At 66.4% G+C, this 20,616-nt stretch carries 25 protein-coding genes; 15 read left to right on the forward strand and 10 right to left on the reverse strand.

Annotated elements, in window-relative coordinates:
- Position 1 precedes the first annotated feature (1 nt).
- The 8 genes from LGY53_RS16105 to LGY53_RS16140 all read left to right on the forward strand — a co-directional run bounded on the left by LGY53_RS16105 (position 2) and on the right by LGY53_RS16140 (position 5,406).
- On the forward strand, positions 2–1,255 hold the full coding sequence (locus LGY53_RS16105; protein WP_225727479.1) for a cysteine desulfurase: 1,254 nt from the start codon (positions 2–4) through the stop codon (positions 1,253–1,255).
- A gap of 3 nt (positions 1,256–1,258) precedes the next feature.
- Positions 1,259–1,738 (forward strand): Fe-S cluster assembly sulfur transfer protein SufU, encoded by a 480-nt coding sequence (sufU, locus tag LGY53_RS16110; RefSeq protein WP_167475901.1) that lies wholly within the window; start codon positions 1,259–1,261, stop codon positions 1,736–1,738.
- Positions 1,735–2,106 (forward strand): metal-sulfur cluster assembly factor, encoded by a 372-nt coding sequence (locus LGY53_RS16115; protein WP_167475900.1) that lies wholly within the window; start codon positions 1,735–1,737, stop codon positions 2,104–2,106. The genes sufU and LGY53_RS16115 overlap by 4 nt, the downstream gene beginning before the upstream one ends.
- A gap of 230 nt (positions 2,107–2,336) precedes the next feature.
- Positions 2,337–3,458 carry a hypothetical protein gene (locus tag LGY53_RS16120; RefSeq protein ID WP_225727480.1) on the forward strand — a complete coding sequence of 374 codons (1,122 nt, stop codon included), beginning with the start codon at positions 2,337–2,339 and terminating at the stop codon, positions 3,456–3,458.
- Between the two features lie 182 nt (positions 3,459–3,640).
- On the forward strand, positions 3,641–4,216 hold the full coding sequence (locus LGY53_RS16125) for a class I SAM-dependent methyltransferase (protein ID WP_225727481.1): 576 nt from the start codon (positions 3,641–3,643) through the stop codon (positions 4,214–4,216).
- Positions 4,203–4,487 (forward strand): hypothetical protein, encoded by a 285-nt coding sequence (locus LGY53_RS16130; RefSeq protein ID WP_225727482.1) that lies wholly within the window; start codon positions 4,203–4,205, stop codon positions 4,485–4,487. Before LGY53_RS16125 ends, LGY53_RS16130 begins: the two co-directional genes overlap by 14 nt.
- Positions 4,448–4,882: a DUF4189 domain-containing protein gene (locus LGY53_RS16135; protein ID WP_225727483.1), complete on the forward strand. Its 435-nt coding sequence runs from the start codon at positions 4,448–4,450 to the stop codon at positions 4,880–4,882. The genes LGY53_RS16130 and LGY53_RS16135 overlap by 40 nt, the downstream gene beginning before the upstream one ends.
- A 98-nt stretch (positions 4,883–4,980) precedes the next feature.
- Complete coding sequence (locus LGY53_RS16140) at positions 4,981–5,406, forward strand: DUF4189 domain-containing protein (RefSeq protein WP_225727484.1); 426 nt, start codon at positions 4,981–4,983, stop codon at positions 5,404–5,406.
- Between the two features lie 56 nt (positions 5,407–5,462).
- On the opposite strand, the gene LGY53_RS16145 is transcribed toward LGY53_RS16140, so the two are convergent.
- Genes LGY53_RS16145 through LGY53_RS16155 form a run of 3 tightly spaced genes read right to left on the reverse strand, consistent with a single transcriptional unit; the run spans position 5,463 to position 8,046 of the window.
- Complete coding sequence (locus tag LGY53_RS16145) at positions 5,463–6,125, reverse strand: methionine ABC transporter permease (RefSeq protein WP_225727485.1); 663 nt, start codon at positions 6,123–6,125, stop codon at positions 5,463–5,465.
- Between the two features lie 11 nt (positions 6,126–6,136).
- Positions 6,137–7,174, reverse strand: a complete 1,038-nt coding sequence (locus tag LGY53_RS16150) for a methionine ABC transporter ATP-binding protein (RefSeq protein ID WP_225727486.1) — start codon at positions 7,172–7,174, stop codon at positions 6,137–6,139.
- Complete coding sequence (locus LGY53_RS16155) at positions 7,171–8,046, reverse strand: MetQ/NlpA family ABC transporter substrate-binding protein (protein ID WP_374111188.1); 876 nt, start codon at positions 8,044–8,046, stop codon at positions 7,171–7,173. Before LGY53_RS16155 ends, LGY53_RS16150 begins: the two co-directional genes overlap by 4 nt.
- 167 nt (positions 8,047–8,213) lie before the next feature.
- Here LGY53_RS16155 and LGY53_RS16160 point away from each other — a divergent pair, with 167 nt between their 5' ends.
- Positions 8,214–9,080: a MetQ/NlpA family ABC transporter substrate-binding protein gene (locus LGY53_RS16160; protein ID WP_225727487.1), complete on the forward strand. Its 867-nt coding sequence runs from the start codon at positions 8,214–8,216 to the stop codon at positions 9,078–9,080.
- A 27-nt stretch (positions 9,081–9,107) separates the two neighbouring features.
- On the opposite strand, the gene LGY53_RS16165 is transcribed toward LGY53_RS16160, so the two are convergent.
- The gene (locus tag LGY53_RS16165; RefSeq protein ID WP_225727488.1) at positions 9,108–10,091 is read right to left on the reverse strand and encodes an ornithine cyclodeaminase family protein; all 984 of its coding nucleotides are present in this window, start codon (positions 10,089–10,091) and stop codon (positions 9,108–9,110) included.
- A gap of 172 nt (positions 10,092–10,263) precedes the next feature.
- Here LGY53_RS16165 and LGY53_RS16170 point away from each other — a divergent pair, with 172 nt between their 5' ends.
- The 3 genes from LGY53_RS16170 (at position 10,264) to LGY53_RS16180 (ending at position 11,838) form a co-directional block, all read left to right on the forward strand.
- On the forward strand, positions 10,264–10,587 hold the full coding sequence (locus tag LGY53_RS16170) for a hypothetical protein (protein WP_225727489.1): 324 nt from the start codon (positions 10,264–10,266) through the stop codon (positions 10,585–10,587).
- A 244-nt stretch (positions 10,588–10,831) separates the two neighbouring features.
- Positions 10,832–11,179 (forward strand): hypothetical protein, encoded by a 348-nt coding sequence (locus LGY53_RS16175; protein WP_225727490.1) that lies wholly within the window; start codon positions 10,832–10,834, stop codon positions 11,177–11,179.
- A gap of 35 nt (positions 11,180–11,214) precedes the next feature.
- Positions 11,215–11,838 carry a hypothetical protein gene (locus LGY53_RS16180; protein WP_225727491.1) on the forward strand — a complete coding sequence of 208 codons (624 nt, stop codon included), beginning with the start codon at positions 11,215–11,217 and terminating at the stop codon, positions 11,836–11,838.
- Between the two features lie 30 nt (positions 11,839–11,868).
- Here the strand turns inward: LGY53_RS16180 and LGY53_RS16185 are convergent, their stop codons facing one another.
- From LGY53_RS16185 to LGY53_RS16195, 3 genes are all read right to left on the reverse strand, one after another.
- The gene (locus LGY53_RS16185; protein WP_225727492.1) at positions 11,869–12,426 is read right to left on the reverse strand and encodes a GNAT family N-acetyltransferase; all 558 of its coding nucleotides are present in this window, start codon (positions 12,424–12,426) and stop codon (positions 11,869–11,871) included.
- A 38-nt stretch (positions 12,427–12,464) separates the two neighbouring features.
- Entirely contained in the window at positions 12,465–13,394 is a 930-nt protein-coding gene (locus tag LGY53_RS16190) for a Ku protein (RefSeq protein WP_225727493.1), read from the reverse strand.
- Positions 13,395–13,455: 61 nt separating this feature from the next.
- On the reverse strand, positions 13,456–14,523 hold the full coding sequence (locus LGY53_RS16195; protein WP_225727494.1) for a lycopene cyclase family protein: 1,068 nt from the start codon (positions 14,521–14,523) through the stop codon (positions 13,456–13,458).
- Positions 14,524–14,661: 138 nt separating this feature from the next.
- On the opposite strand from LGY53_RS16195, the gene LGY53_RS16200 reads away from it, so the two are divergent.
- The gene (locus LGY53_RS16200) at positions 14,662–15,879 is read left to right on the forward strand and encodes a hypothetical protein (protein ID WP_225727495.1); all 1,218 of its coding nucleotides are present in this window, start codon (positions 14,662–14,664) and stop codon (positions 15,877–15,879) included.
- Here LGY53_RS16200 and LGY53_RS16205 read toward each other — a convergent pair.
- On the reverse strand, positions 15,876–16,640 hold the full coding sequence (locus tag LGY53_RS16205; protein ID WP_225727496.1) for an SDR family oxidoreductase: 765 nt from the start codon (positions 16,638–16,640) through the stop codon (positions 15,876–15,878). The two genes, LGY53_RS16200 and LGY53_RS16205, sit on opposite strands and share 4 nt — an antisense overlap.
- 227 nt (positions 16,641–16,867) lie before the next feature.
- Here LGY53_RS16205 and LGY53_RS16210 point away from each other — a divergent pair, with 227 nt between their 5' ends.
- Both LGY53_RS16210 and LGY53_RS16215 read left to right on the forward strand, forming a co-directional pair.
- The gene (locus LGY53_RS16210) at positions 16,868–18,499 is read left to right on the forward strand and encodes an ABC-F family ATP-binding cassette domain-containing protein (protein WP_225727497.1); all 1,632 of its coding nucleotides are present in this window, start codon (positions 16,868–16,870) and stop codon (positions 18,497–18,499) included.
- A 162-nt stretch (positions 18,500–18,661) separates the two neighbouring features.
- Complete coding sequence (locus LGY53_RS16215; RefSeq protein WP_120045075.1) at positions 18,662–18,895, forward strand: helix-turn-helix domain-containing protein; 234 nt, start codon at positions 18,662–18,664, stop codon at positions 18,893–18,895.
- Positions 18,896–18,943: 48 nt separating this feature from the next.
- Here LGY53_RS16215 and LGY53_RS16220 read toward each other — a convergent pair whose 3' ends face one another.
- Both LGY53_RS16220 and LGY53_RS16225 read right to left on the reverse strand, forming a co-directional pair.
- A complete protein-coding gene (locus LGY53_RS16220; RefSeq protein ID WP_225727498.1) occupies positions 18,944–19,876 on the reverse strand; it encodes a hypothetical protein in 933 nt (310 codons plus the stop codon).
- A gap of 45 nt (positions 19,877–19,921) precedes the next feature.
- Positions 19,922–20,407 (reverse strand): hypothetical protein, encoded by a 486-nt coding sequence (locus tag LGY53_RS16225; protein WP_225727499.1) that lies wholly within the window; start codon positions 20,405–20,407, stop codon positions 19,922–19,924.
- Positions 20,408–20,616 lie beyond the last annotated feature (209 nt).

Below are 20,616 nucleotides of genomic sequence, written 5' to 3' on the forward strand. Positions count from 1 at the left end.
TATGACAGCCACCGTGCGCACACTCGATGTCGCGAGGATCCGGGCCGATTTCCCGATCCTCGGCCGCACCGTGCGCGACGGAAAACCGTTGGTGTACCTGGATTCCGGTGCGACAGCGCAGCGACCGCTCCAGGTGCTCGACGCCGAGCGGGCGTTCCTGCTCGAAAGCAATGCCGCCGTTCATCGCAGCTCGCACCAGTTGGCCGAGGAGGCGAACGACGCCTACGAGGGCGCGCGGGCCGATGTCGCGTCGTTCGTCGGCGTGGACGCGGACGAGATCGTCTTCACCAAGAATGCGACCGAATCGCTGAACCTCGTGGTGAATGCCTTCGGGGACAACCGTTTTCCCTACCACGTCGGTCCGGGCGACGAGATCGTCATCACCGAGCTGGAACATCACGCGAATCTCGTTCCGTGGCAGGAGTTGGTGCGCAGGACCGGTGCCACGCTCAAGTGGTATGGGGCCACCGATGACGGCCGCATCGACCTCGATTCGCTCGAATTGTCGCCCGCGACAAAGGTTGTCGCATTCGCGCACCAGGCCAATGTGACCGGCGCGATCGCCGATGTCGCCGAGCTGGTGCGGCGCGCGAAGGCGGTCGGCGCGCTGACCGTGCTCGACGCCTGCCAGTCGGTGCCGCATCTGCCGGTGAACTTCCGCGAGCTGGACGTGGATTTCGCCGCGTTCTCGGGTCACAAGATGTACGGCCCGATGGGCGTCGGCGTGCTCTACGGCCGCCGCGCGGTGCTCGCGGACACCCCGCCGTACATCACCGGCGGCTCCATGATCGAGACCGTTTTCATGGATCACAGCACCTACGCGCCGCCGCCGCAGCGCTTCGAGGCGGGTACGCCGATGACCTCGCAGGTCATCGGATTGGGCGCGGCCGTGCGGTATCTCGGCGGAATCGGCATGGAAGCCATTGCGGCGCACGAACATATGCTGGTCAGCGCGGCGCTGGACGGACTCGGCGCACTCGACGGCGTTCGCATCATCGGCCCGGCCGAGAACGTGAACCGCGGTGGCGCGGTGGCATTCGTCGTCGACGGCGTGCACGCACACGATGTCGGGCAGATCCTGGACGACCAGGGCGTCGCCATCCGGGTCGGGCACCACTGCGCCTGGCCGCTGCACCGCCGGTTCGGCATCGCCGCCACCGCCCGCGCCTCGTTCGGCGTCTACAACACCCTCGACGAGGTGGATGCGCTGGTCGCCGCGGTGCGGAAGGCTCAGCAGTTCTTTGGAGTTGCATAAGACATGCGCATGGAGCAGATGTACCAGGAAGTCATCCTGGACCACTACAAGCATCCGCATCACCGCGGGCTGCGCGAACCGTTCGGCGCCGAGGTGCACCACGTCAACCCGACCTGCGGTGACGAGGTGACCCTGCGCGTGCGGCTCGACGACAACGGCGATGTCGCCGACGTCTCCTACGACGGCCAGGGCTGTTCGATCAGCCAGGCCGCCACCTCGATCCTCACCGATCAGGTGATCGGGCTGCCGGTGCAGCAGGCGCTGAAGGTGGTCGACTCGTACAGCGAGATGATCTCCAGCCGCGGCGCGATCGAGGGCGACGAGGATGTGATCGGCGACGGCGTCGCGCTGGCCGGCGTCAGCAAATATCCGGCCAGGGTGAAATGCGCGCTGCTCGGCTGGATGGCGTTCAAGGATGCCGTCGTGCGGATAACCTCTGCGGAAGAGGCCAAGCGGACCATGGGGAATGGGGATATGTCATGACCGAGACACCGGCCACCCCGGCCACCGAAACGGCCGAACTGTCGGCCGAGGAGATCAAACTGCTCGAGGATATCGAGGAGGCGATGCGCGACGTCGTCGACCCGGAACTCGGGATCAACGTGGTCGACCTGGGCCTCGTCTACGGGCTGCAGGTGGACAAGGACAATATCGCCACCATCGATATGACGCTCACCTCGGCGGCCTGCCCGCTCACCGACGTCATCGAGGATCAGTCCCGCAACGCGCTGGTGCGCAGCGGGCTGGTGGAGGATCTCAAGATCAACTGGGTCTGGATGCCGCCGTGGGGTCCGGACAAGATCACCGAGGACGGGCGCGAGCAGTTGCGCGCCCTCGGATTCACGGTTTAACCCGCATCGAAGGCCGCCCGAACCGGTGTCGCACACCGGATCGGGCGGCCTTCGGCGATAAATCGGGTGCATCGGTTGTTAGGATCGAATCATGAACGTGCGCAGGCGATTTCTGTGCCCCGGCCGGCTTTCGGCCGCGGGCTCGTCGGCGTGCGCTGAGCACACGTAATTTCCCGCAGCGGTCGGACCGGGGATGAGCAACCCATCCGATCGAACTCCGAGGAAATACCGTGACCACTTATCTCGATCTCACCGAACTGTCCCGCGCGCTGACCATCCGGGACCTCACCGACGCCGCGCAGGGGCCGCACGCCATGCAGCTGCTGCTCGACGACCTGGTTACCGCGCTGACCACCGCGTGGGCGATACCGGTCCGCCTGGTCCGCACACCGCCGATCGTCGCGGTGGCGGACAACTACGACGGGCTCGGCTACGACCCGGGCGATATCACCCGCGACGCGCGCTACACCCGATATCTGAGCCCCACCGTCATGTTGCGCAGCCACACCACCGCGGATATACCGGTCGTCCTGCGTCGGCATGCGCTTGTCTCCCAAGGCGATTCGATCGACGAGCTGATCGTCGTGCCCGGGCTCGTCTACCGCAGGGATGTCGTCGACCGAATCCACGCGGGCGAGCCGCACCAGGTCGATCTGTGGCGGCTGCGCTCCGCCGCCGACCTCGGCGCGGCGGACCTGCTGGAGATGATCGACCGACTCGTCGCGGCGGTGCTGCCGGGCGCACGATGGCGAACCACACCGGCGCGGCATCCGTACACGGTCGACGGCTGTCAGGTGGATGTGCTGCTCGGCGACGAATGGCTCGAGCTGGCCGAATGCGGCCGCATCGCACCGAATGTGCTGCGCGGCGCCGGACTGGATCCCGCGCGCTGGTCCGGGCTGGCGCTCGGCCTCGGGCTGGATCGAGCGCTGATGCTGCGCAAGGGAATTCCGGATATCCGGTACCTGCGCGCGGACGACCCGCGGGCGGTCGGACAACTGCTCGATCTCACGCCGTGGCGGCCGGTCTCGGCGCTGCCCGCGGTGCGGCGCGACCTATCCGTGGTGATCGAGGACGACACCGACGACGAAACCCTCGGCGATCTGGTGCGGGCTGCGCTGCGCGACCGGGCGGACGATATCGAATCGGTGCACGTCACCGCCCGCACGCCCTACGCCGACCTACCCGAAACGGCAAGGGGCAGGTTGGGAATCGTGCCTGGCCAGACGAATGCCGTTGTGCGGCTGGTCATTCGACCGCTGACATGCACGCTCACGGCAGCCGCGGCCAACTCCATCCGTAACGACGTGTATCTGGCGATACACCGCGGTCCGCATGCCGAGTTGGCCTGACCAGTTATGGCTATATGTGGGGCTGAGAGCCGGTTGCTACGTTGGGGTTCCCAACCGGGAAAATTCGGATGCGCACGTCGGCGGCTCGTCGTTACGCTGCCGACATGCGTGTTGTACGAGGTAGGAACATGTCTGATATGGATGTCGGTTGATTCTGAGATCTGATCGCCCGTTATCGGGCGGTGCGGATCGACCTGGGTACCGGTGACGGTCGGGCGGTGCTGGCCGCGGCGGCGGCCGATCCCGAACTATTGGTGATCGGCGTCGACGCGAATGCTTCGGCGATGGCCGAGGCGTCCCGGCGGGCGCTGCGCGGTGGACCGTCCAACGCGATATTCGTCGCCGCGGGTGTCGAACGTCTGCCCGCCGCGTTGACGGGCGTCGCAGATCGGGTGACGGTGAATTTCCCGTGGGGTTCGCTGTTGCACGGCCTGCTGACCGCGGATGACCACATGCTGGCGTCCGTGGCCGGTATCATGAAACCCGGTGCGGCACTGACGATTCTGCTGTCGGTGACCGAGCACGACCGGGCCGCCGGACCGGCCGTGACCGATGCGGGCCTACTTTCACGGCTGGTTGCGCCGTATGCCGCAGCGGGACTGGCGATTACCGGGATCGCACCCGTCACGGCCACGGATGTCGTCGCGGCGGGGTCGAGTTGGGGGAAAAGGCTCGGAGCAGGCAGTAAACGCATCGCCTGGCGCGTGGGGGCAAGGCGGGTCGGAGAAGGGGAGGAAAAACGCTATGTTGTTTCGTAATTCGCTGATCGCCGCCACCTCGGTCGCGGCATTCGGCCTGGCCGGCCTCGGTATCGGGTCGCTGCTCGACACCGAGACCCCGTCACCCGCCGAATGCGATGCGCTCGACTGCCGCCGCTGCCTCGCCGTCGGCGGCCCGAATCCGCTGGATCGCAACGGAATACTGGACAGTCCGGGTGCGCTGCACGATGATCGAGCCCGTTGGACTTCGCAAACGGGAGGGAATTCGTCGTGTCACTACTGCGGAATTCGGTGCTCGGGCTCGCGGTGACGTCGGTCGCGGCCTTCGGCGCCGTCGAGGCGAGCGCCGCGCCCGCCGTGCCCGCCTCGGGCACCTACTTCGGCACCCTGTCGATCTCCCGTAGCACCGGCCGGATCGGCCTGTCGGTGGACCAGCGCAGCTGGGTATCCGCCGACGCCGTCGCGATCGACCAGTGCGGCGTCTACGACTGCCAGATCGAATTGCGGTACAGCGACAGCTGTACGGCCGTCGCACGGGCCGCCGACGGCCGATTCGGCTGGGCCACCGCGCCATCCAAGGCGGAGGCGGAGCAGCAGGCCGTCGCCGGACTCGGGGAGAGCGCGCCGCCGTTCCCGGATCTGGGCAGCGCGTCGCCGCGCGCCGCCGATATCGTCGCGACGCAGTGCGCCAAGAACGCGCAGTAGCAACGGATTCCGCCACCCGGGGTTGGACATCGGAGCCGGGCTCCACCAAGATCGGGGATGGCTTCGCTTCGGAAGCCGTTCGAACGGGGAGATTCTCGATGTCTGTACTGGGCAAAGCTGCCCTGGGGTTGGCTGTTTCGTCGATGGCCGCGGTGACGGTCGGTGCGGGTTTCGCATCGGCCGAGGCGGGGCCCGACGGTAGGTACTACGGATCGATGGCCGTCGAGGTGGTCGACGGCAAGGCGCACACCATCTGGGCCACCGACTTCCCGAGCTGGGAAGAATCGGACGCTTCGGCGTTGGGGCGCTGTGTATCCGGACACTGCAGCGTCATCGTCCGGTTCGTCGACGGATGCGGTTCGATCGCGGTGAAGAACGGCTCGATGATCGGCCGGTCGGCGCCGACCAAGGCCGAGGCCGAGCGTGCCGCGATCGACGCCTTCGGCCCGCCGGTGGCCTCGCTGAGCGCGGTCCCGGTACAGGCGACCATCCTGCAGACGGCCTGCACGCACAACGCGGGCTGAACCGCGAAGGGCGCCGAGCGATATGCTCGGCGCCCTCTGCTGGTTGTGCGGAAAACTCAGCGGCGCAGCACTTTTCGGGCCAGCCAGTTGCCGAAGAACTGCACGATCTGCACGCCGGCGATGATGATCAGCATGGCGACGAACGTCACCTGCCAGTCGAATCGCTGATATCCGAAGGTCAGTGCGAAATCGCCGAGTCCGCCGCCGCCGACGGCGCCCGCCATCGCCGACATGTCGACGATGCCGATCACCACGAACGTGTAGCCGAGGATCAACGGCCCCAACGCCTCCGGGATCAACAGCGTGAATATGATCCGCAGCGGCCCGGCGCCGACCGCGCGAGCGGCCTCGATGACACCGGGATCGACGGTCACCAGATTCTGCTCGACGATCCGCGCCATCGCGAACGAGGCCGCGACGATCATGACGAATACCGCCGCGTCCCTGCCGATCGTGGTCCCGACCACCTGCAGCGTCACCGGGCCCAGCGCGGCGAGCAGGATGATGAACGGGATCGGCCGCACCACATTCACCACGACGTTGAGCAGCAGGTTGATCGGCGCGTTCGCCAACAGTCCGCCCTTGCGGGTGGTGTAGAGGGCGGTGCCGAGGAACAGCCCGATCAGTCCGCCGACCACGAAGGTGACCAGCACCAAATAGATCGTGGTGCCGATCGACTCGTTCAGCACCGGCCGCAGTTTGTCCCAATCCTGATGCATGGCAGCCCCTTTCACGACCCGGCCGGTTCACCGGCGACGGCCTGGCGGTCGAGCTGGTCGATCACCTTCTCGACGGCGTCGTCCGGGCCGTGCAACGCCAGCGTCACGCTGCCGAATGTCTTGTCCTGCAACGTGCTGACCCCGCCGTAGACCACCTCGAAGCGCACACCGGCGTGTGTGGCCGTCGCCAGTGCCTCGCCGATGCCGCGCCGGTCGTCGACCTCGACGGTGATCAGCCTGCCGCCGTGGCGTTCCCGGAGCCTGGCCAACTCCGCGGCCGACGGGCGGTTGTGCAGCACGGTTTCCACGAACGACTGTGTCGGCGTCGCCCGCGGTGCCGCGAAAACCTCGAATGTGCTTGCCAATTCGACGATCCGGCCCTCGGCGAGCACCGCGACCCGGTCGGCCACCGCGCGGATCACATCCATCTCGTGGGTGATCACCACGATGGTGACGCCGAGTTCGGCATTGATCTTCTTCAGCAGCCGCAGCACCTCACCGGTGGTCTCCGGGTCCAGCGCCGAGGTCGACTCGTCGGCGAGCAGCAGCGACGGATTGGTCGCCAGCGCGCGGGCGATGCCGACCCGCTGCTTCTGCCCGCCGGAGAGCTGATCCGGGTAGCTGCGTGCCTTGTCGGAAAGGCCGACGAAGTCGAGCAATTCGGCCACCCGCGCCTTGCGCTCGGCTCGCTTCCACCCCGCCACCTTCAGCGGATATTCGATATTGCCTGCGGCCGTGCGGGATCGGAACAGGTTGAACTGCTGGAACACCATGCCGATATCCCGGCGCAGCCGGCGCACGCTGGCCTCGGAGACACCGGTGATGGGTGTGCCCGCGACCTCGATCGTGCCGCTGGTCGGCCGCTCCAGCGCGTTGATCAACCGCACAAGGGTGCTCTTACCCGCGCCGGAATAGCCGATCACACCGAAGATTTCGCCGCGTTCGATGCGCAGATCGATATTGTCCAGTGCCACATGGCGATCCGCGCCCTTACCGAAAACCTTGGTGACCGAGCGGAATTCGACCGCAGGTCGGTTATCCGTACTCACTTGTCCGAACGCGCCTGCTGCTGCACCCGCTGCAGGATCTGCTCCAGATCGGCCGCCGGGCGCTTCACTTCGAGCGCGGTGCCCTTGGTCGCCTCGGCGTGCGCCTGCTGCACGGCCGGGTCGTGCCACAGATCGACGATCTGCTGGTAGCGCGGGTTGTCCTTATCCGCCTTCCTGGCCACCACGACGTTGATGTAGGGCTCGGCGTTCGGATCCTTCGGATCATCCTTGTACAGCGCGGAATTCGGGTCGATGCCGGAGCGGTCCAGGAAGGTGTTGTTGATGATCGAACCGTCCACCGAGGCCAGCGACAGCGCGGTCTGCGCGGCGTCGACCGGGGTGACCTTCACCTTGGAGGCGCCCTTGTCGATATCGACGGGGGAGGGCTGGCGCGGCGTGCCGGACAGCTTCACCAAACCGGCGGCCTGCAACACGAACAGCGCCCTGGCCTGGTTGGTCGGGTCGTTCGGGATGGCGATCTCGCCGCCCTGCGGGATCTCGGCGAGCGCCTTGTGCTTCTTCGAGTACAGGCCGAGCGGCACGATGTAGGTGGAGCCGATCGGGGTCAGATCGTCGTTGTTCGCGACGTTGTACGTGCCGAGGAACTGCAGGTGCTGAAAGAGATTCAGGTCGATCTGCTTTTGCGAGAGCGCGACATTGGGCTGCTTGTAGTCGGAGTAGTGGGTGATCTTGATCGCGATACCCTTCTCCTTGGCCCGCTGCTCGAAGACGTCCCACGAGGGATCGTTGTCGGTGGTGCCGATGCGGACTACCGTGTCGGAAGACGCCTTGTCATTGGCACCGCACGCCGTGATGGTGAGGGCGGCGGTAGCTACCAGGACCGGGATCGCCAGTACCCGATGGAATTTCACTCGTGCTCCCGAAACTTGTCGCAACATGCGGCGGCCGGGCGGATGATCCGCCCGGCGCGCCTCTGAACCCGGTTATCCAAGCGGCCGGAGCATCCGGGTGGCAACACTTCCGATTGTGCTGAGCGAAACCCTGGTCAAAAGTTGTACGATCGTCTAGTTTGCCTCCAATGCGAATTCTGCGCCGTATGCTGGCGATTCCCCTTCTGCTCGCCCTCACCGCCGGTGGTGTGGCCTGTGGTAAGGAACACTCCGGCGACACGGTGCGCATCGGTGTGAACGATCTCGCACTGCCGCACTGGGAGGTATTCAAGAAGAAGGCCGCCGAACAGGGCATCACCGTCGCCTTCACCAACTTCAGCGACTACAACCAGCCGAATCCCGCGCTGTCCCAAGGGCAGATCGATCTCAACAAATTCCAGCACGTGCGCTACCTGGCCAATTACAACGTGCGCAATAACGACACGTTGGTGCCGATCGGGGCCACCGAGATCTTCCCGCTGACGCTGTACTCGAAGAAGCACAAATCGGTCGCCGATATCCCGAAGGGCGGCCAGATCACCCTGAGCAACAATCCGGCCAACCAGGTGCGGCCGCTGCTGAGCCTGGCCGCCGCCGGGCTGATCGTGCTGAAGGGCGGCGCCACTTGGGATTCCAAAATCGAGGACGTCGATACCGCCGCGTCGAAGGTGAAGCTGACTCCGATCGATCCGACCCTGACGGCGCCGTCGCTGGACAGCGCGGATGCCGCGTTCGTCGACGACACCTTCGCGCGCCCAGCGGGTTTGGGTAAGGACCAGACCATCTACACCGACGATCCGGAGCGGCCGGACCTGAAGCAGTACATCAATGTGTTCGCCGCCCGCGCCGCCGACAAGGACAACCCGAAATATCTGAAACTCGTTCAGCTGTACCACGATCCGGAGGTCGAGGCGGCGATCCGGGCGGAGAAGGGTTTCGACGGCAACTTCAAGACGAATTCGCCCGATGATCTGCAGGCGACGTTGAAGGAGCTGGAGGGGAAGTTCCGCAAGTAATTCGAACTGTGCTGCGGCGCAATAACTTCAGAGATCCACCTGTTGGCCGCGGCCCTGTTCACGGGCCGCGGCCAATACCAGTGTTGCCGCCGCCGCGTCCTGCACGGCGACACCCACCGATTTGTAGAGCGTGATCTGCTCGTCGCCGGTGCGGCCATCGACGCTGCCCGTGACGAGTTCGCCCAGCGTGCCCGCGATATCGTCGGCGGTGATGACGCCGCGCGAAATCGGTTCGGCGATATCGAGATTGGGTGGGGTCGCGGTGAGCGCGGCATGCCGGTCCTCGACGAAGAGGGCGGCCTCGGCGATGGTTTCGTCATCGATTTCGCGCCCGCGTGGGTTGTAGCCGATCGAGGTGAGGTGTGCGCCGGGCGTGATCCAGGCCCGGCGCAGCACCGGCTCGTCGGCATAGGTTGTGCCGCAGGCGATATCGGCGTCGCGCAGCGCATCCTGCCAGGAGTCGGTCGCGGTGATCCGCGCACCGACCTCATCGGCCAGTTCGCGGGCCAGCGCCTGCGCCGCGGCCAGATTGCGCCCGGCGATGCGGATCGTCTCGATCGGCCGCACCCGCGCGACGGCCCTGATGTGCTCCCGCGCCTGCGCCCCGGTGCCGAGCACCGCGAGCGTCGCGGCGTCCGCGCGGGCGAGCAGTTTCGCCGAGAGCGCCGAACCGGCCGCCGTCCGCGCCGCGGTGAGGTACGTGGCATCCATCAGCGCCGCGGGCGCGCCGTTGGCCGGATCGAAGGCCACGATCACCGCCTGCCGCACCGGCAGTTCCGTCCCGGAATTCCCGGGAAATATCGAAACGAGTTTGCTCGCAAGCGATCCCGTCGACGGCACATACACCGGCATATCCAAAATCCCGGTCCGCGGCGCGTCCACGAACGCCCCGATCCGGTCCGGCATCGACACCCGCCCCGCACTCAAATCCACCATCGCCGCCGCGACCGCATCGATCAGTCGATCCAAATCGAGCAGCTCTTCGACATCACGTCCACTCAGCACCAGCACGCGCCGATGCTAACGGATGGGTCCGACATCGTCTGTGTCCGAATGGAACCCGCGTGGCTCAGCTTTTGGAACTTGCGATCCGGGTCGCCGCATAGATCACGTTTCGGTAAATGTGCGGGCCGTTGTTGTGCTTAAAGTGTTGTTCGTAATCGCAACTAGCAAGGGGGTAGTCGTGGCAGTAACGCTCGAACAACTCGAATCGCGTTTACTCGCAGTCGAAACCGCAGTTCGTATCGCTAAGGCAACCGATGCGGCGAGCGGCGACTCTGAGCTCTCGCAGGAGCAGCGCAACGATATCAGTGACATCCGTAAGCGGGTCAGGGATCTGCAGCGCAGAGTTGGTGAGTACCGATCCACGATCACAGGACTGCAGATAGCTCAAGACGATGCGAACCGTGACGCCTGGGACATCAAGCAGGGCATGACCCGCCTCGAGCGGGGGTTGCAGGCGATGGTCGAGCACTTCGGCATCGTGATCGCCGCCGACGATGAGTGATGTTCGGTGCCCGAGATCCCTTGTGTGCCAGCCTGATCGAGGTGTCTGGTAATTTCGAGTGCGCGACCCCGCAGGAGCTGTTATGCTCCGATCACGCCCGGTTTTTCGCGATTCGATAACCTTGTCGGCGCAGTGTCTCTTTGAGGCTCGCGTCTGATTTTCTTAAATGTATGTACGGGGGCTTCTCCCATGGTCCGGGCTGGCCAAGAAACTGTTGACGTACAAGCATGCGAAAGGCGGCCTTATGACGGTGACTTTGACGCAGCTGGATGAGCGTGTGAAGACTTTGGAGGATAAGCACAAAACTTGGAAGGAGGACCGCCGCGTTTACGAGGCCGATATCCTCAAATTCAGAAAGAAACTGAAACGGCTCCAGGCCGGCATGACCAAGCTGCGAGTTGACGTCGATCGGAGGTTCGGTGAGGTCGACGAACGGTTCGACGAGGTCGATCGACGATTCAACCAGGTCGACGGACGAATCGAGTCCCTGCGAGGCGAGATGACCGGCGTGAACCGCGGTGTCCAAGCCATCCTGAAGCGCTTCGACATCACGATTCCCGAAGACGGTGAACCCGATCCGTCGGTGAATTAGGTGCAAGCGTCGTCCACACCGGGGATGATCTCGGTGTGGACGACGCACTGTATGGGGAGACCAGGGAAACGCTGCATGCTGTGGCGGAGTTGGTGATCGCGGGGCCACAGCATCGGGAGTTCGGGACCATTCGGCTCGGGGTGGTCGAGGGTGGATTCGGGGGCGTCATGTTGCCGGTTTCGGTGCGGGGAGCCGAGCTGGTTTGGGACGGTGGGCGGGCGCCGCTGAGTGGTAGCTATCGGGAGCTGGCGGCGCTGGCTGGGGTGCAGGCCGGTCCGCCGGAGGGGGTGTATCAGGACGCCACCAAAGCGGATCCGGATGCCGAGATCCGAGTGGATGCGGAATCGGTTGCGGTGCTGGAGGATTGGTTCCGGATCGGCGATGCGGCCCTGCGGCAGTTGCTGCCCGAGGCCACGCCGATACTGTGGCCGGAGCACTTCGACCTGGCCGTCACCGCCGACGAAGTGAATTACGGTGTGTCACCGGGAGATTCGGCGCATCCCAGACCGTATGCGTACGTCGGGCCGTGGACTCCGCGCACCGGCGCGTTCTGGAACGCGTCATTCGGTGCGCTGCGGCCGCGCGACGAACTCGGTACGGTGGCCGACCTGCTCGCATTCTTCGAAGAGGGGCGGGTCCGCGCGCAAGCAGCGGACTGAGCGGACCCAACTCCCACCACGGTTCGCGAACTACGAACGCGCCCCGCGCTTCTCGCCCGCCAACCGGCCGCGCCGGATCAGGTCGCGCTTGGTGCCGATCGGCACCGCGGGCAGGCTCTCCGCCGACTCCGGTTCCGGATCATCGGGATTCGGCCGGACATACAGCGTCACCGTCGCCGCGGCGGTGAACCCGCTGCGTTCCATCAGCGCCGCCGACGCGCGATTGTGCGACTCCACATCGGTGACGATGCGCCGCGCGCCGCGCGCGAACAGCGCCTCGGAGCAGACGTCGACCAGCCTGCGGGCGATGCCGTGCCCCTGCATATCGGGTGCGACGGCGATCCACTCCAGGTAGGCCCAGTCGTCGCGTAGTTCGAACTCCATCGATCCCAAGACGAAACCGACCACCCGATCCGAATCCAGCGCGACCCAGCACGCGTTGTCGGGGCTGTCCAGGTGCTCGGCCACCGAGGTCAGCGACCACGAGGTGTACGGCTTGGCATTGATATCGAAGACCTCGTGCCCCAGATCCAGGACCTGTCGCAGGTGGCCCAGGCCCATCGGCACGATAACTATGTCGGAGTCCATGGCAGACCAGTTTGCCAGGGTAAACCGGGTGCTTCCGGTCACGCCCCCTTGCGGGCCGCGGACTTCTTGGCGGCCTTTTTCGCGGGTTTCGCGGCGGACTTGCCAGCCGTGGCCTTTTTCGCCGCGGCCTTTTTGGCAGGCTTCTTCTTCGGTTCCGCCGCGCCGCCGTCGGCGGCCGCCCGGCGCCCGCTGGCCTCCAGGCTGCGCTGCAGCGCCGCGACCAGATCGACCACCTCGGCGTCCATCTCCGCGGGCGCCGCCTCCTCCTGCCTGGTCACCTTGCCGGTACCGCTCGCGATCGCCTCGTCGAGCAGACGTTTGAGCTCGATCTGGTATTCGTCGGTGAATATGCCCGGATCGAAATCATCCGACATGGTGTCCACCAGGGTCTCCGCCATCTTGATCTCCTGGGGGCGCGGCTCGGCCACATCGTCCAGGGATTCGAATTCGACAGCGCGCACCTCGTCGGGCCACAGCAGCGTCTGCAACACCAGCATGCCGTCGCGCACCCGCAGCGCGGCCAGCCGGGTCTTCTGCCGCAGCGTGAAATGCACGAGCGCGGTGCGATCGATGCGCTCCAGCGTTTTCGCCAGCAGCACATAGGCTTTCGGCGTCGACGAATCGGGTTCCAGATAGTAGCTCTTGTCGTACAGGATCGGATCGATCTGGTCCGACGGCACGAACTGCAGCACCGGAATCTCATGTTTCTCGGCGGCGGGCAGTTTGGCGAAATCCTCGTCGGAGAGGATGACCTTGTCGCCCTCCGGTGACTCGTACGCCTTATCGATATCGGCGAACTGCACCGACTTTCCGCAGACCGTGCACACCCGGTCGTATTTGATCCGCCCGCCGTCCTTGGCATGCACCTGGTGGAACCGGATGTCGTGGTCCTCGGTCGCCGTGTACACCTTGACCGGGACGTTTACCAGCCCGAATGCAATCGAGCCCTTCCAAATAGCTCGTGCCATTCCTCAATCATGGCCGAACCCATTCGAATGCGCGAGCGAACGGACGTCCGAGTGTCGCGGTTCATCGGAAAATTGTCGCCACGGCGATCCGGCGCCGCAGGCGCGCGGGTACGGCGGCGAAGAGCGCATTCATTGCCGCGACCGTGCCGCGCGGATCGGTGCGGCCGGAAAGATAGGCGCGTTGCAGTGAATCCGGCAGCGTGAAAAAGGCCTCGAAGAAATCCGGGATTTCGGCGGGCGGCAGCGCGAGCAGCGCGCGCAGCCCGGCATTGCGCAAGGCGTGCACCGCGCGCGCGGAAACCGGTGCCGGCGTGCCGCCCGCCGCGACCGCATCGGCGGCGGCCAGCGCGGCGGCGACGCTGTAACCCGTTGCGGGATGGGTGAATCCGCCCGCGGCGCCGAATCTCCGCCGTCCCGGCCCGCCGCCCTCCAGCGGAAAGCGCACCCGTTCGACGGGTTCGGTATCGGTGAGCGCGATTGCGCGGCAACGCAATCGATGGTGCAGCCGTTCGCGCAGCACGCCGGTGTCGATGGCGGGCCGCCCGGCCAGACACGTCTCCTCCAGCAGCATCGATCCGCCGCCGAGCGGCACGGCGTACAGAAAGGACGGCGGCGCACCGGATTCCGCGCCGTTGTCCGGGCGCCAATCCATGAACAGCGGTGCGATACCGGCGGCGCGTTCGGCGTCGACGATCACGCCGTACGCGGTCTGCTCGGCCAGCGCGGGGGAGCGGGCGATGCCGCGGGTGTCGATGACCCGGGCCGCGGTGACGGTGCGACCGGAGGCGAGCGTCGCGGTGCGCGGACCCAATTCGACCGCGCGGTCGGCGAGCACGCGGGCCCCATCGAGCGGCAGCGATTCGCGCAGCCGGACGGTGTCCAGGACGACATAGGGCCGGTGCAAGCGGTGTTCGCGCAGCGCCCAGGCGATCGGCTGCTGGACCGTCGCCGCGATCGCCTCGGGTGCCAGCCAGTCCGGCAGTTCGTCCTGCCATCCGGCGTAGGTGGCGGTCCAGGCGCGATCCGGATGCGGGTCGATCGCGAGCACCGACAGACCTCGGGTCAGGCAGCGGTGTGCCAGCGCCCGGCCGGCCGGGCCGAGGCCGCAGACCACGATGTCGGCGCGCATCGCATCGTTCCCTTCGTTCGAATCCGGGAGCCTACTGAGCGCGGTCCGCGCAGGTACCGGCCGCCCGGTACCGTGGTAGCCCGACGGCGCGCCAGTGGGGAGTGCGCCCCGCCGTCGGGCGCGAAAGGTGGTAGACGAGTGACGCACGGCAACGAACCGCAGCCGCCGCAGGACGAGGTCCTGAACTGGTGGGATCAGCCTGCGCACGCGGCGCAGCCGTCCGATGCGTCGAATCCGCAGGGCGGGCAGTCTCCGGCGCAGGGGCAGCCGACTGCGCAGGGCTGGCAGCAGTCTCCGGCACAAGGCCAGCCGACTCCGTCGACCTGGCAGCAGTCTTCGACACAAGGGCGGTCGACTCCGCAGGGCTGGCAGCCTTCGGCGCACGGGCAGTCGACTCCGCAGAGCTGGCAGCAGCCTTCGTCGCAAGGCCAGCCGACCCCGTCGACCTGGCAGCAGTCTCCGGCACAAGGGCAGCCCACTCCGCAGGGCTGGCAGTCTCCGGCGCAGGGGCAGCTGACTCCGTCGACCTGGCAGCAGTCCCCGTCGCAAGGCCAGCCGACTCCGTCGACCTCGCAACAGCCTCCGGCTCCGGAGCAGCCGAATCCACAGTCCTGGGCGCAGCCGACGCAGTTGGCCTGGCAGCAACCATCGAATCAACCACAGTCCGAGGGAAATTCGGCGTACCAGCCCGCGCCCATATACCCCGTCCCGCCGCGCAAGTCCTACACCGGTGTACTCGTCGCTGTCGCAGTGCTGGTAGTGGCGGCGCTCGGTGTCGCGATCGGCTTCTTCGCCCTGTCCGACCGGAACAGCGACACCTCGGCGGCCGACACCACCACGGCCGTCGCGCCGACCATCGCCAAGCCGCCCGCCATCACCGCCGCACCGGGCAAACCGTCCGCCGGACATCTCAGCTACACCGAATACGGCAACAAGGACTGGGATTTCAAATACGACGACGTCACCCTGCACGCCGATTGGGTGGACGGCCGCGACTACGCCGACTGCCACCCGATCGAGAAACAGGGCAAACTCACCGCGCTGGGCTGCCAGTACGCCGCCGAGCTGGTGTACAAGGCGGAGAACGGCGGGTTGATGCTCACCCAGTTCATTCTCGGCATGGGTGATGAGGCCAAGGCCGCCGCCGCGGTCGGCAAGTACTCCGACAAGGATCTCAGCCTGCGCAAGGGCACCTATATCGAGCACTTCACCACGGGCAAGTGGAAGGACGGCAGCCGCAAGGAGTTCGTCGTCGTCACCTTCGCCACCGCGACCGGCGCCGTCGACCCGTCGCTGGTGCAGAAGTACCTGCACTACCGCAACGCCGACACGCTGGCCGCGCTGATCTGGCGTTAGATTCCGCCGGTCGCGAGCAGTCCGCCGTCCACCCGGATCGTCTCGCCGGTGAGCCACGCCGCCGCATCGGAGACCAGGAAGCCGACCAGTCCGGCGACGTCCTCGGGGGTGCCGAGCCGTCCCATCGGGTAATTGCTCACCACTCGCTCCTCGTCGGCCGAGTACAGCGCGCCCGCGAATTTGGTCTTGACCAGGCCCGGCGCCACCGCGTTCACCCGGATGCCCGGCCCGAGTTCCCAGGCCAGCTCCTCGGTGAGCCGGATGAGCGCCGCCTTGGATGAGCCGTATGCCCCGATCACCCCGGTGGAGCGCAGGCCGGTGACGCTGGCGACGTTCACGATCGCGCCGCCGTTGTCCCGCATCCACGCCTTGTACGCCTCTTGGATATAACCAAGCGCCGCAACGACATTCACGTCGAAGATCTTGCGGACCGCGCTCAGGTCGGCCTCCATGAGCGGCCCGTACACCGGGTTGATGCCGGTGTTGTTGATCAGGATGTCGAGGGAACCGAATTCGGATACCGCCCTTCCGACTGCCGCGGCCCTGCTGTCCGCGTCACCGGAATTGCCCGCCAGCGCGACGACCGCACCCTGATGGCCGAGCGCCCGCAGTTCCGCGGCGGCCTGTTCGAGCGGTTCCGGCTTGCGCGCGGTGATCAGCACATTCGCCCCGCGGCGCAGCAGTTCGGCCGCGATCGCCATGCCGATGCCCCGGCTGGCCCCGGAGACCAGCGCACCCTTGCCCAACAGATCGGTACTCATGTGCAGGCACGCTACTTCAGTCTCGGGGACGCGTCTCGGTCAACCCGCGTTCGCGGACCGCGCGATCGATTTCGGCGTCGCCCGTTCGGATTCGGGTTACCGCGGTCACACCTCGCGGCGTTCGGGGGGATACCGGCGGACGGGTAAAATCGGTAGTTCTTGTGCGTAGCGAGACGCACAATCGATCAGCAACCGATCAGCACCGCATCCGGAGTGAGGAGTCATCTGTGATCACCGCGACCGACCTGGAGGTCCGGGCCGGAGTCCGCACTCTGCTGTCGGCCCCGGGGCCTGCGCTGCGGGTGCAGGCAGGCGACCGGATCGGGCTGGTCGGGCGCAACGGCGCCGGTAAGACCACCACGCTGCGGATACTCGCGGGTGAGGGCGAACCGTATGCGGGCACCATCCTGCGGTCGAGCGAAATCGGTTATCTCCCACAGGATCCGCGCGAGGGCAACCTCGACGTGCTCGCCCGCGACCGGGTGCTCTCGGCGCGCGGCCTCGACACGCTGATCCGGGATATGGAAAAGCAGCAGGCGCTGATGGCCGAGGTGGCCGACGAGAACGAGCGGGAGAAGGCGGTCCGCAAGTACGGCCGCCTCGAGGAACGCTTCTCGGCCCTCGGCGGCTACGTCGCCGAGAGCGAGGCCGCCCGGATCTGCCACAGCCTCGGCCTACCGGATCGGGTGCTCGGGCAGGCGCTGCGCACACTCTCCGGTGGTCAGCGGCGCCGAATCGAGTTGGCGCGCATCCTGTTCTCCGCCTCCGACGGCAGCGGCGGCCGCTCCGACCGCATCCTGCTGCTCGACGAGCCGACCAACCACCTGGACGCCGACTCCATCACCTGGCTGCGCGGCTTCCTGCAGAGCCACGACGGCGGTCTGATCGTCATCAGCCACGACGTCGAACTGCTCGACGCGGTGGTGAACAAGGTGTGGTTCCTGGACGCGGTGCGCGGCGAGGCCGACGTCTACAACATGGGCTGGAAGAAATACCTCGACGCCCGCGCCACCGACGAACAGCGCCGCCGCCGTGAACGCGCCAATGCCGAGAAGAAGGCGTCGGCGCTGAAGGCCCAGGCCGCGAAGCTCGGCGCCAAGGCGACGAAAGCCGTTGCGGCACAGAATATGGTCAAGCGGGCCGAACGACTGCTCAACGAGCTCGACGATGTGCGCGTCGCCGACAAGGTGGCCAGGATCAAGTTCCCGGAGCCCGCGGCCTGCGGCAAGACGCCGCTGATGGCCGAGAACCTGACCAAGGTCTACGGCTCGCTGGAGATCTTCACCGGTGTGGACCTGGCCATCGACCGCGGCAGCCGTGTCGTGGTGCTCGGCCTCAACGGCGCGGGCAAGACCACGCTGCTGCGCCTGCTCGCGGGTGTCGAGCAGCCGACGGCGGGCGGTCTGGTGCCCGGGCACGGCCTGAAGATCGGCTACTTCGCGCAGGAGCACGACACCCTCGACGATGCGGCGTCGGTGTGGGAGAACATCCGGCACGCCGCACCCGATGCGGGAGAACAGGATCTGCGCGGTCTGCTCGGCGCGTTCATGTTCTCCGGCCCGCAGCTGGATCAGCCTGCGGGCACACTGTCCGGCGGTGAGAAGACCAGGCTGGCGTTGGCGGGCCTGGTGTCGTCGGCGGCCAACGTGCTGCTGCTCGACGAGCCGACCAACAACCTCGATCCGATCTCCCGCGAACAGGTACTCGACGCGCTGCGCAGTTATACCGGTGCCGTCGTGCTGGTGACCCACGACCCGGGTGCGGCGGAGGCGCTGAATCCGGAGCGGGTCATCCTGCTGCCCGACGGCACCGAAGATCATTGGTCGGCCGAGTACCTCGAGCTGATCCAGTTGGCCTGAGTTCCGGCGCGCGTCGTTCAACAACTGGCAACTTAGGGTTCACGGGCCTCGAAATTCCGGAACTTCTTCGGCGTGCGTGAGTTTCATCACACGGACCCGTTGATCACGGAGTGCGGAGAACTTAGCCTGGAAAGACGCTGCTCGGCGACTCGGAGGATAGCCATGAGCGACAGGCCCACATCAGGCAAGGCCACATTGGGTAAGGGGACGCGTGTCACCGGTAAGTCACGGGACCGCTTGCAATCCCAGCTGAAGAAGCAGTACGAGGCGGGGGCGAGCATCCGCTCGCTGGCACGGGCGACCGGTCGCTCGTACGGTTTCATCCACAACGTGCTGGTGGAGTCGCATGTGCAGCTCCGCAGCCGTGGTGGGGCGAATCGCCGTAAGAGCCAATAGGTTCGGTCATTCGGATCGTGCGCCGGCGCCCGTCGCGCTACCGCGGGTTCACGGCTGTCCGGTGACCATCCCGTCACCGTGCACCAGGAGGCCTGCCAGGCTGCGGAAGATCGGCAGCCCGGTCTTGATCTCCAGATAGGCGAACTGCCCCTGCGGGTTGACCTCCAGGAAGTAGTACTCGCCGTCGGCGCCGAGCCGAATGTCCAAGACGCCGAAGGACAATCCGAGCGCGCCCATCAACGTGGCAAGCGATTTGCTCACCGAGGCGGGCAACTGGTCGGGTGCGAATTCGACGGAGGTGTCCAGCCGGGAGTCCACCCGGCCGACACCGGCCTGTGAGTCGATGCGTACGGTCCATTCGACGCCGTCCACCCAGACCACGCGCAGATCGCAGTCGGCCTCGACGTAGTCCTGGAAGGTCGTCGGCGCGGATCGGATGCCCGCCAACCTCGGGTAGTCGGCCGCGGTGATGATCCTGGTCTCGGCGAATTCGGCGCGGCTGGTTCCGGTGCGCTTGTAAACCACTGGGCCGGGCCGGGATTCGACGAAACTGCGGGCCTCGTCGGGATCGTTGGTGATCAGCGTCTCCGGGATGGCGAAGCCGGCTCGGCGCGCGGTCTCCAACTGCACGATCTTGCGGCCCGCGGTGCGATCGGCGCCGGGATCGTTGACCCACAGCGCCGGAATGGACCAGACCAGGCCCTGGATGAACGCGTCGCATTCGGCCTGGCGGTAGGCGTCGTCGGCGGCGCGGACGCCGGCGGGCACCACACAGGGGTGCGGGCGGCGCCACCACACGGCGCCGACATCGTCGAGTCCGATTACGTGCGAAAGGGATCGGGCGGTGCCGAGCCGGTCGAGCCGGAAACTGCCGGACTCCCTTGGGAAGTCGCGCAGGTCGAGGTGAATCGGGCTGAGCCCGTGATGTTCTCGTAACGTCGCCGCCATCGCGGAGGCGTGCAGATCATCCGACTCGGACACGATCAGGACCGAACCCGTCCGGCGTGCCGACATGGGAGAACCCACTCAGTCCAGGCTGTCGCAGTTGATGCCGTCGTCGCTGCCCGCCGCCGACCTCGTCTGGCAATAGGTGAAGGTCGCGCCGCCGGTGCCGGGCTTGTCGGGCAGGCGCAGCCGATCGGCCCACGACCGCGTGAGTTGTTGCAGCGCTTCGTCTCCCAGCGCCTCGGACGGTTCGTCGGCGATGGTGAGCGGCCGGTCGATCAGGTCGATGCGCAGCCGCCTGGTGAAATCGGCGGTGGCGCCCGCTCTGATATCGATCATGACCGGGCGGCCCTCGCTCGCCGCGCCGGATTCGGCTGCGCCGTCACGCATCCGGAGCACATCGGATCGACGGAAGGTCCAGGTGCCCTCGGCGACCCGGACCGTGATCTCGCGGTCGGACTCCGCGACCAGTAGACCCTGGAGCGGAGGTACGCGGTCGGTATTCGCCCACCCCGACTGCCGTCCCTCGGGCAGCGCCGCACCGGAGAAGTGGATGGCGTCGGTCATATCTGACTCCGATCTGCTCGCGATTTGCCAGGACCCCCGAGCGTGATGTGGATCATAGCGCGCAGGTCGGCCCGTTCGGTTCGGATCACGAGATTTCACCGGGTTCGGCAAACCGGATTTGGGCGCGGGATGCCCTAGCGCCGAAAGTTTTTCGATGACCAGGAAACCTTTAGGTCGCAATCTTTCAGCTACTTCCAGCCGGGAAGGCT

The organism is Nocardia sp. JCM 34519.1 (genome assembly GCF_020361265.1).
GTDB lineage: Bacteria > Actinomycetota > Actinomycetes > Mycobacteriales > Mycobacteriaceae > Nocardia > Nocardia arthritidis_A.

What these genes read in the sequence shown, in the direction of transcription:
- LGY53_RS16105 (WP_225727479.1), top strand. Translation starts at nt 2, where the DNA reads ATGACAGCCACCGTGCGCACACTCGATGTCGCGAGGATCCGGGCCGAT.
- sufU (WP_167475901.1), top strand. Translation starts at nt 1,259, where the DNA reads ATGCGCATGGAGCAGATGTACCAGGAAGTCATCCTGGACCACTACAAG.
- LGY53_RS16115 (WP_167475900.1), top strand. Translation starts at nt 1,735, where the DNA reads ATGACCGAGACACCGGCCACCCCGGCCACCGAAACGGCCGAACTGTCG.
- LGY53_RS16130 (WP_225727482.1), top strand. Translation starts at nt 4,203, where the DNA reads ATGTTGTTTCGTAATTCGCTGATCGCCGCCACCTCGGTCGCGGCATTC.
- LGY53_RS16140 (WP_225727484.1), top strand. Translation starts at nt 4,981, where the DNA reads ATGTCTGTACTGGGCAAAGCTGCCCTGGGGTTGGCTGTTTCGTCGATG.
- LGY53_RS16145 (WP_225727485.1), bottom strand. Translation starts at nt 6,125, where the DNA reads ATGCATCAGGATTGGGACAAACTGCGGCCGGTGCTGAACGAGTCGATC.
- LGY53_RS16160 (WP_225727487.1), top strand. Translation starts at nt 8,214, where the DNA reads ATGCGAATTCTGCGCCGTATGCTGGCGATTCCCCTTCTGCTCGCCCTC.
- LGY53_RS16175 (WP_225727490.1), top strand. Translation starts at nt 10,832, where the DNA reads ATGACGGTGACTTTGACGCAGCTGGATGAGCGTGTGAAGACTTTGGAG.
- LGY53_RS16185 (WP_225727492.1), bottom strand. Translation starts at nt 12,426, where the DNA reads ATGGACTCCGACATAGTTATCGTGCCGATGGGCCTGGGCCACCTGCGA.
- LGY53_RS16190 (WP_225727493.1), bottom strand. Translation starts at nt 13,394, where the DNA reads ATGGCACGAGCTATTTGGAAGGGCTCGATTGCATTCGGGCTGGTAAAC.
- LGY53_RS16195 (WP_225727494.1), bottom strand. Translation starts at nt 14,523, where the DNA reads ATGCGCGCCGACATCGTGGTCTGCGGCCTCGGCCCGGCCGGCCGGGCG.
- LGY53_RS16205 (WP_225727496.1), bottom strand. Translation starts at nt 16,640, where the DNA reads ATGAGTACCGATCTGTTGGGCAAGGGTGCGCTGGTCTCCGGGGCCAGC.
- LGY53_RS16215 (WP_120045075.1), top strand. Translation starts at nt 18,662, where the DNA reads ATGAGCGACAGGCCCACATCAGGCAAGGCCACATTGGGTAAGGGGACG.
- LGY53_RS16225 (WP_225727499.1), bottom strand. Translation starts at nt 20,407, where the DNA reads ATGACCGACGCCATCCACTTCTCCGGTGCGGCGCTGCCCGAGGGACGG.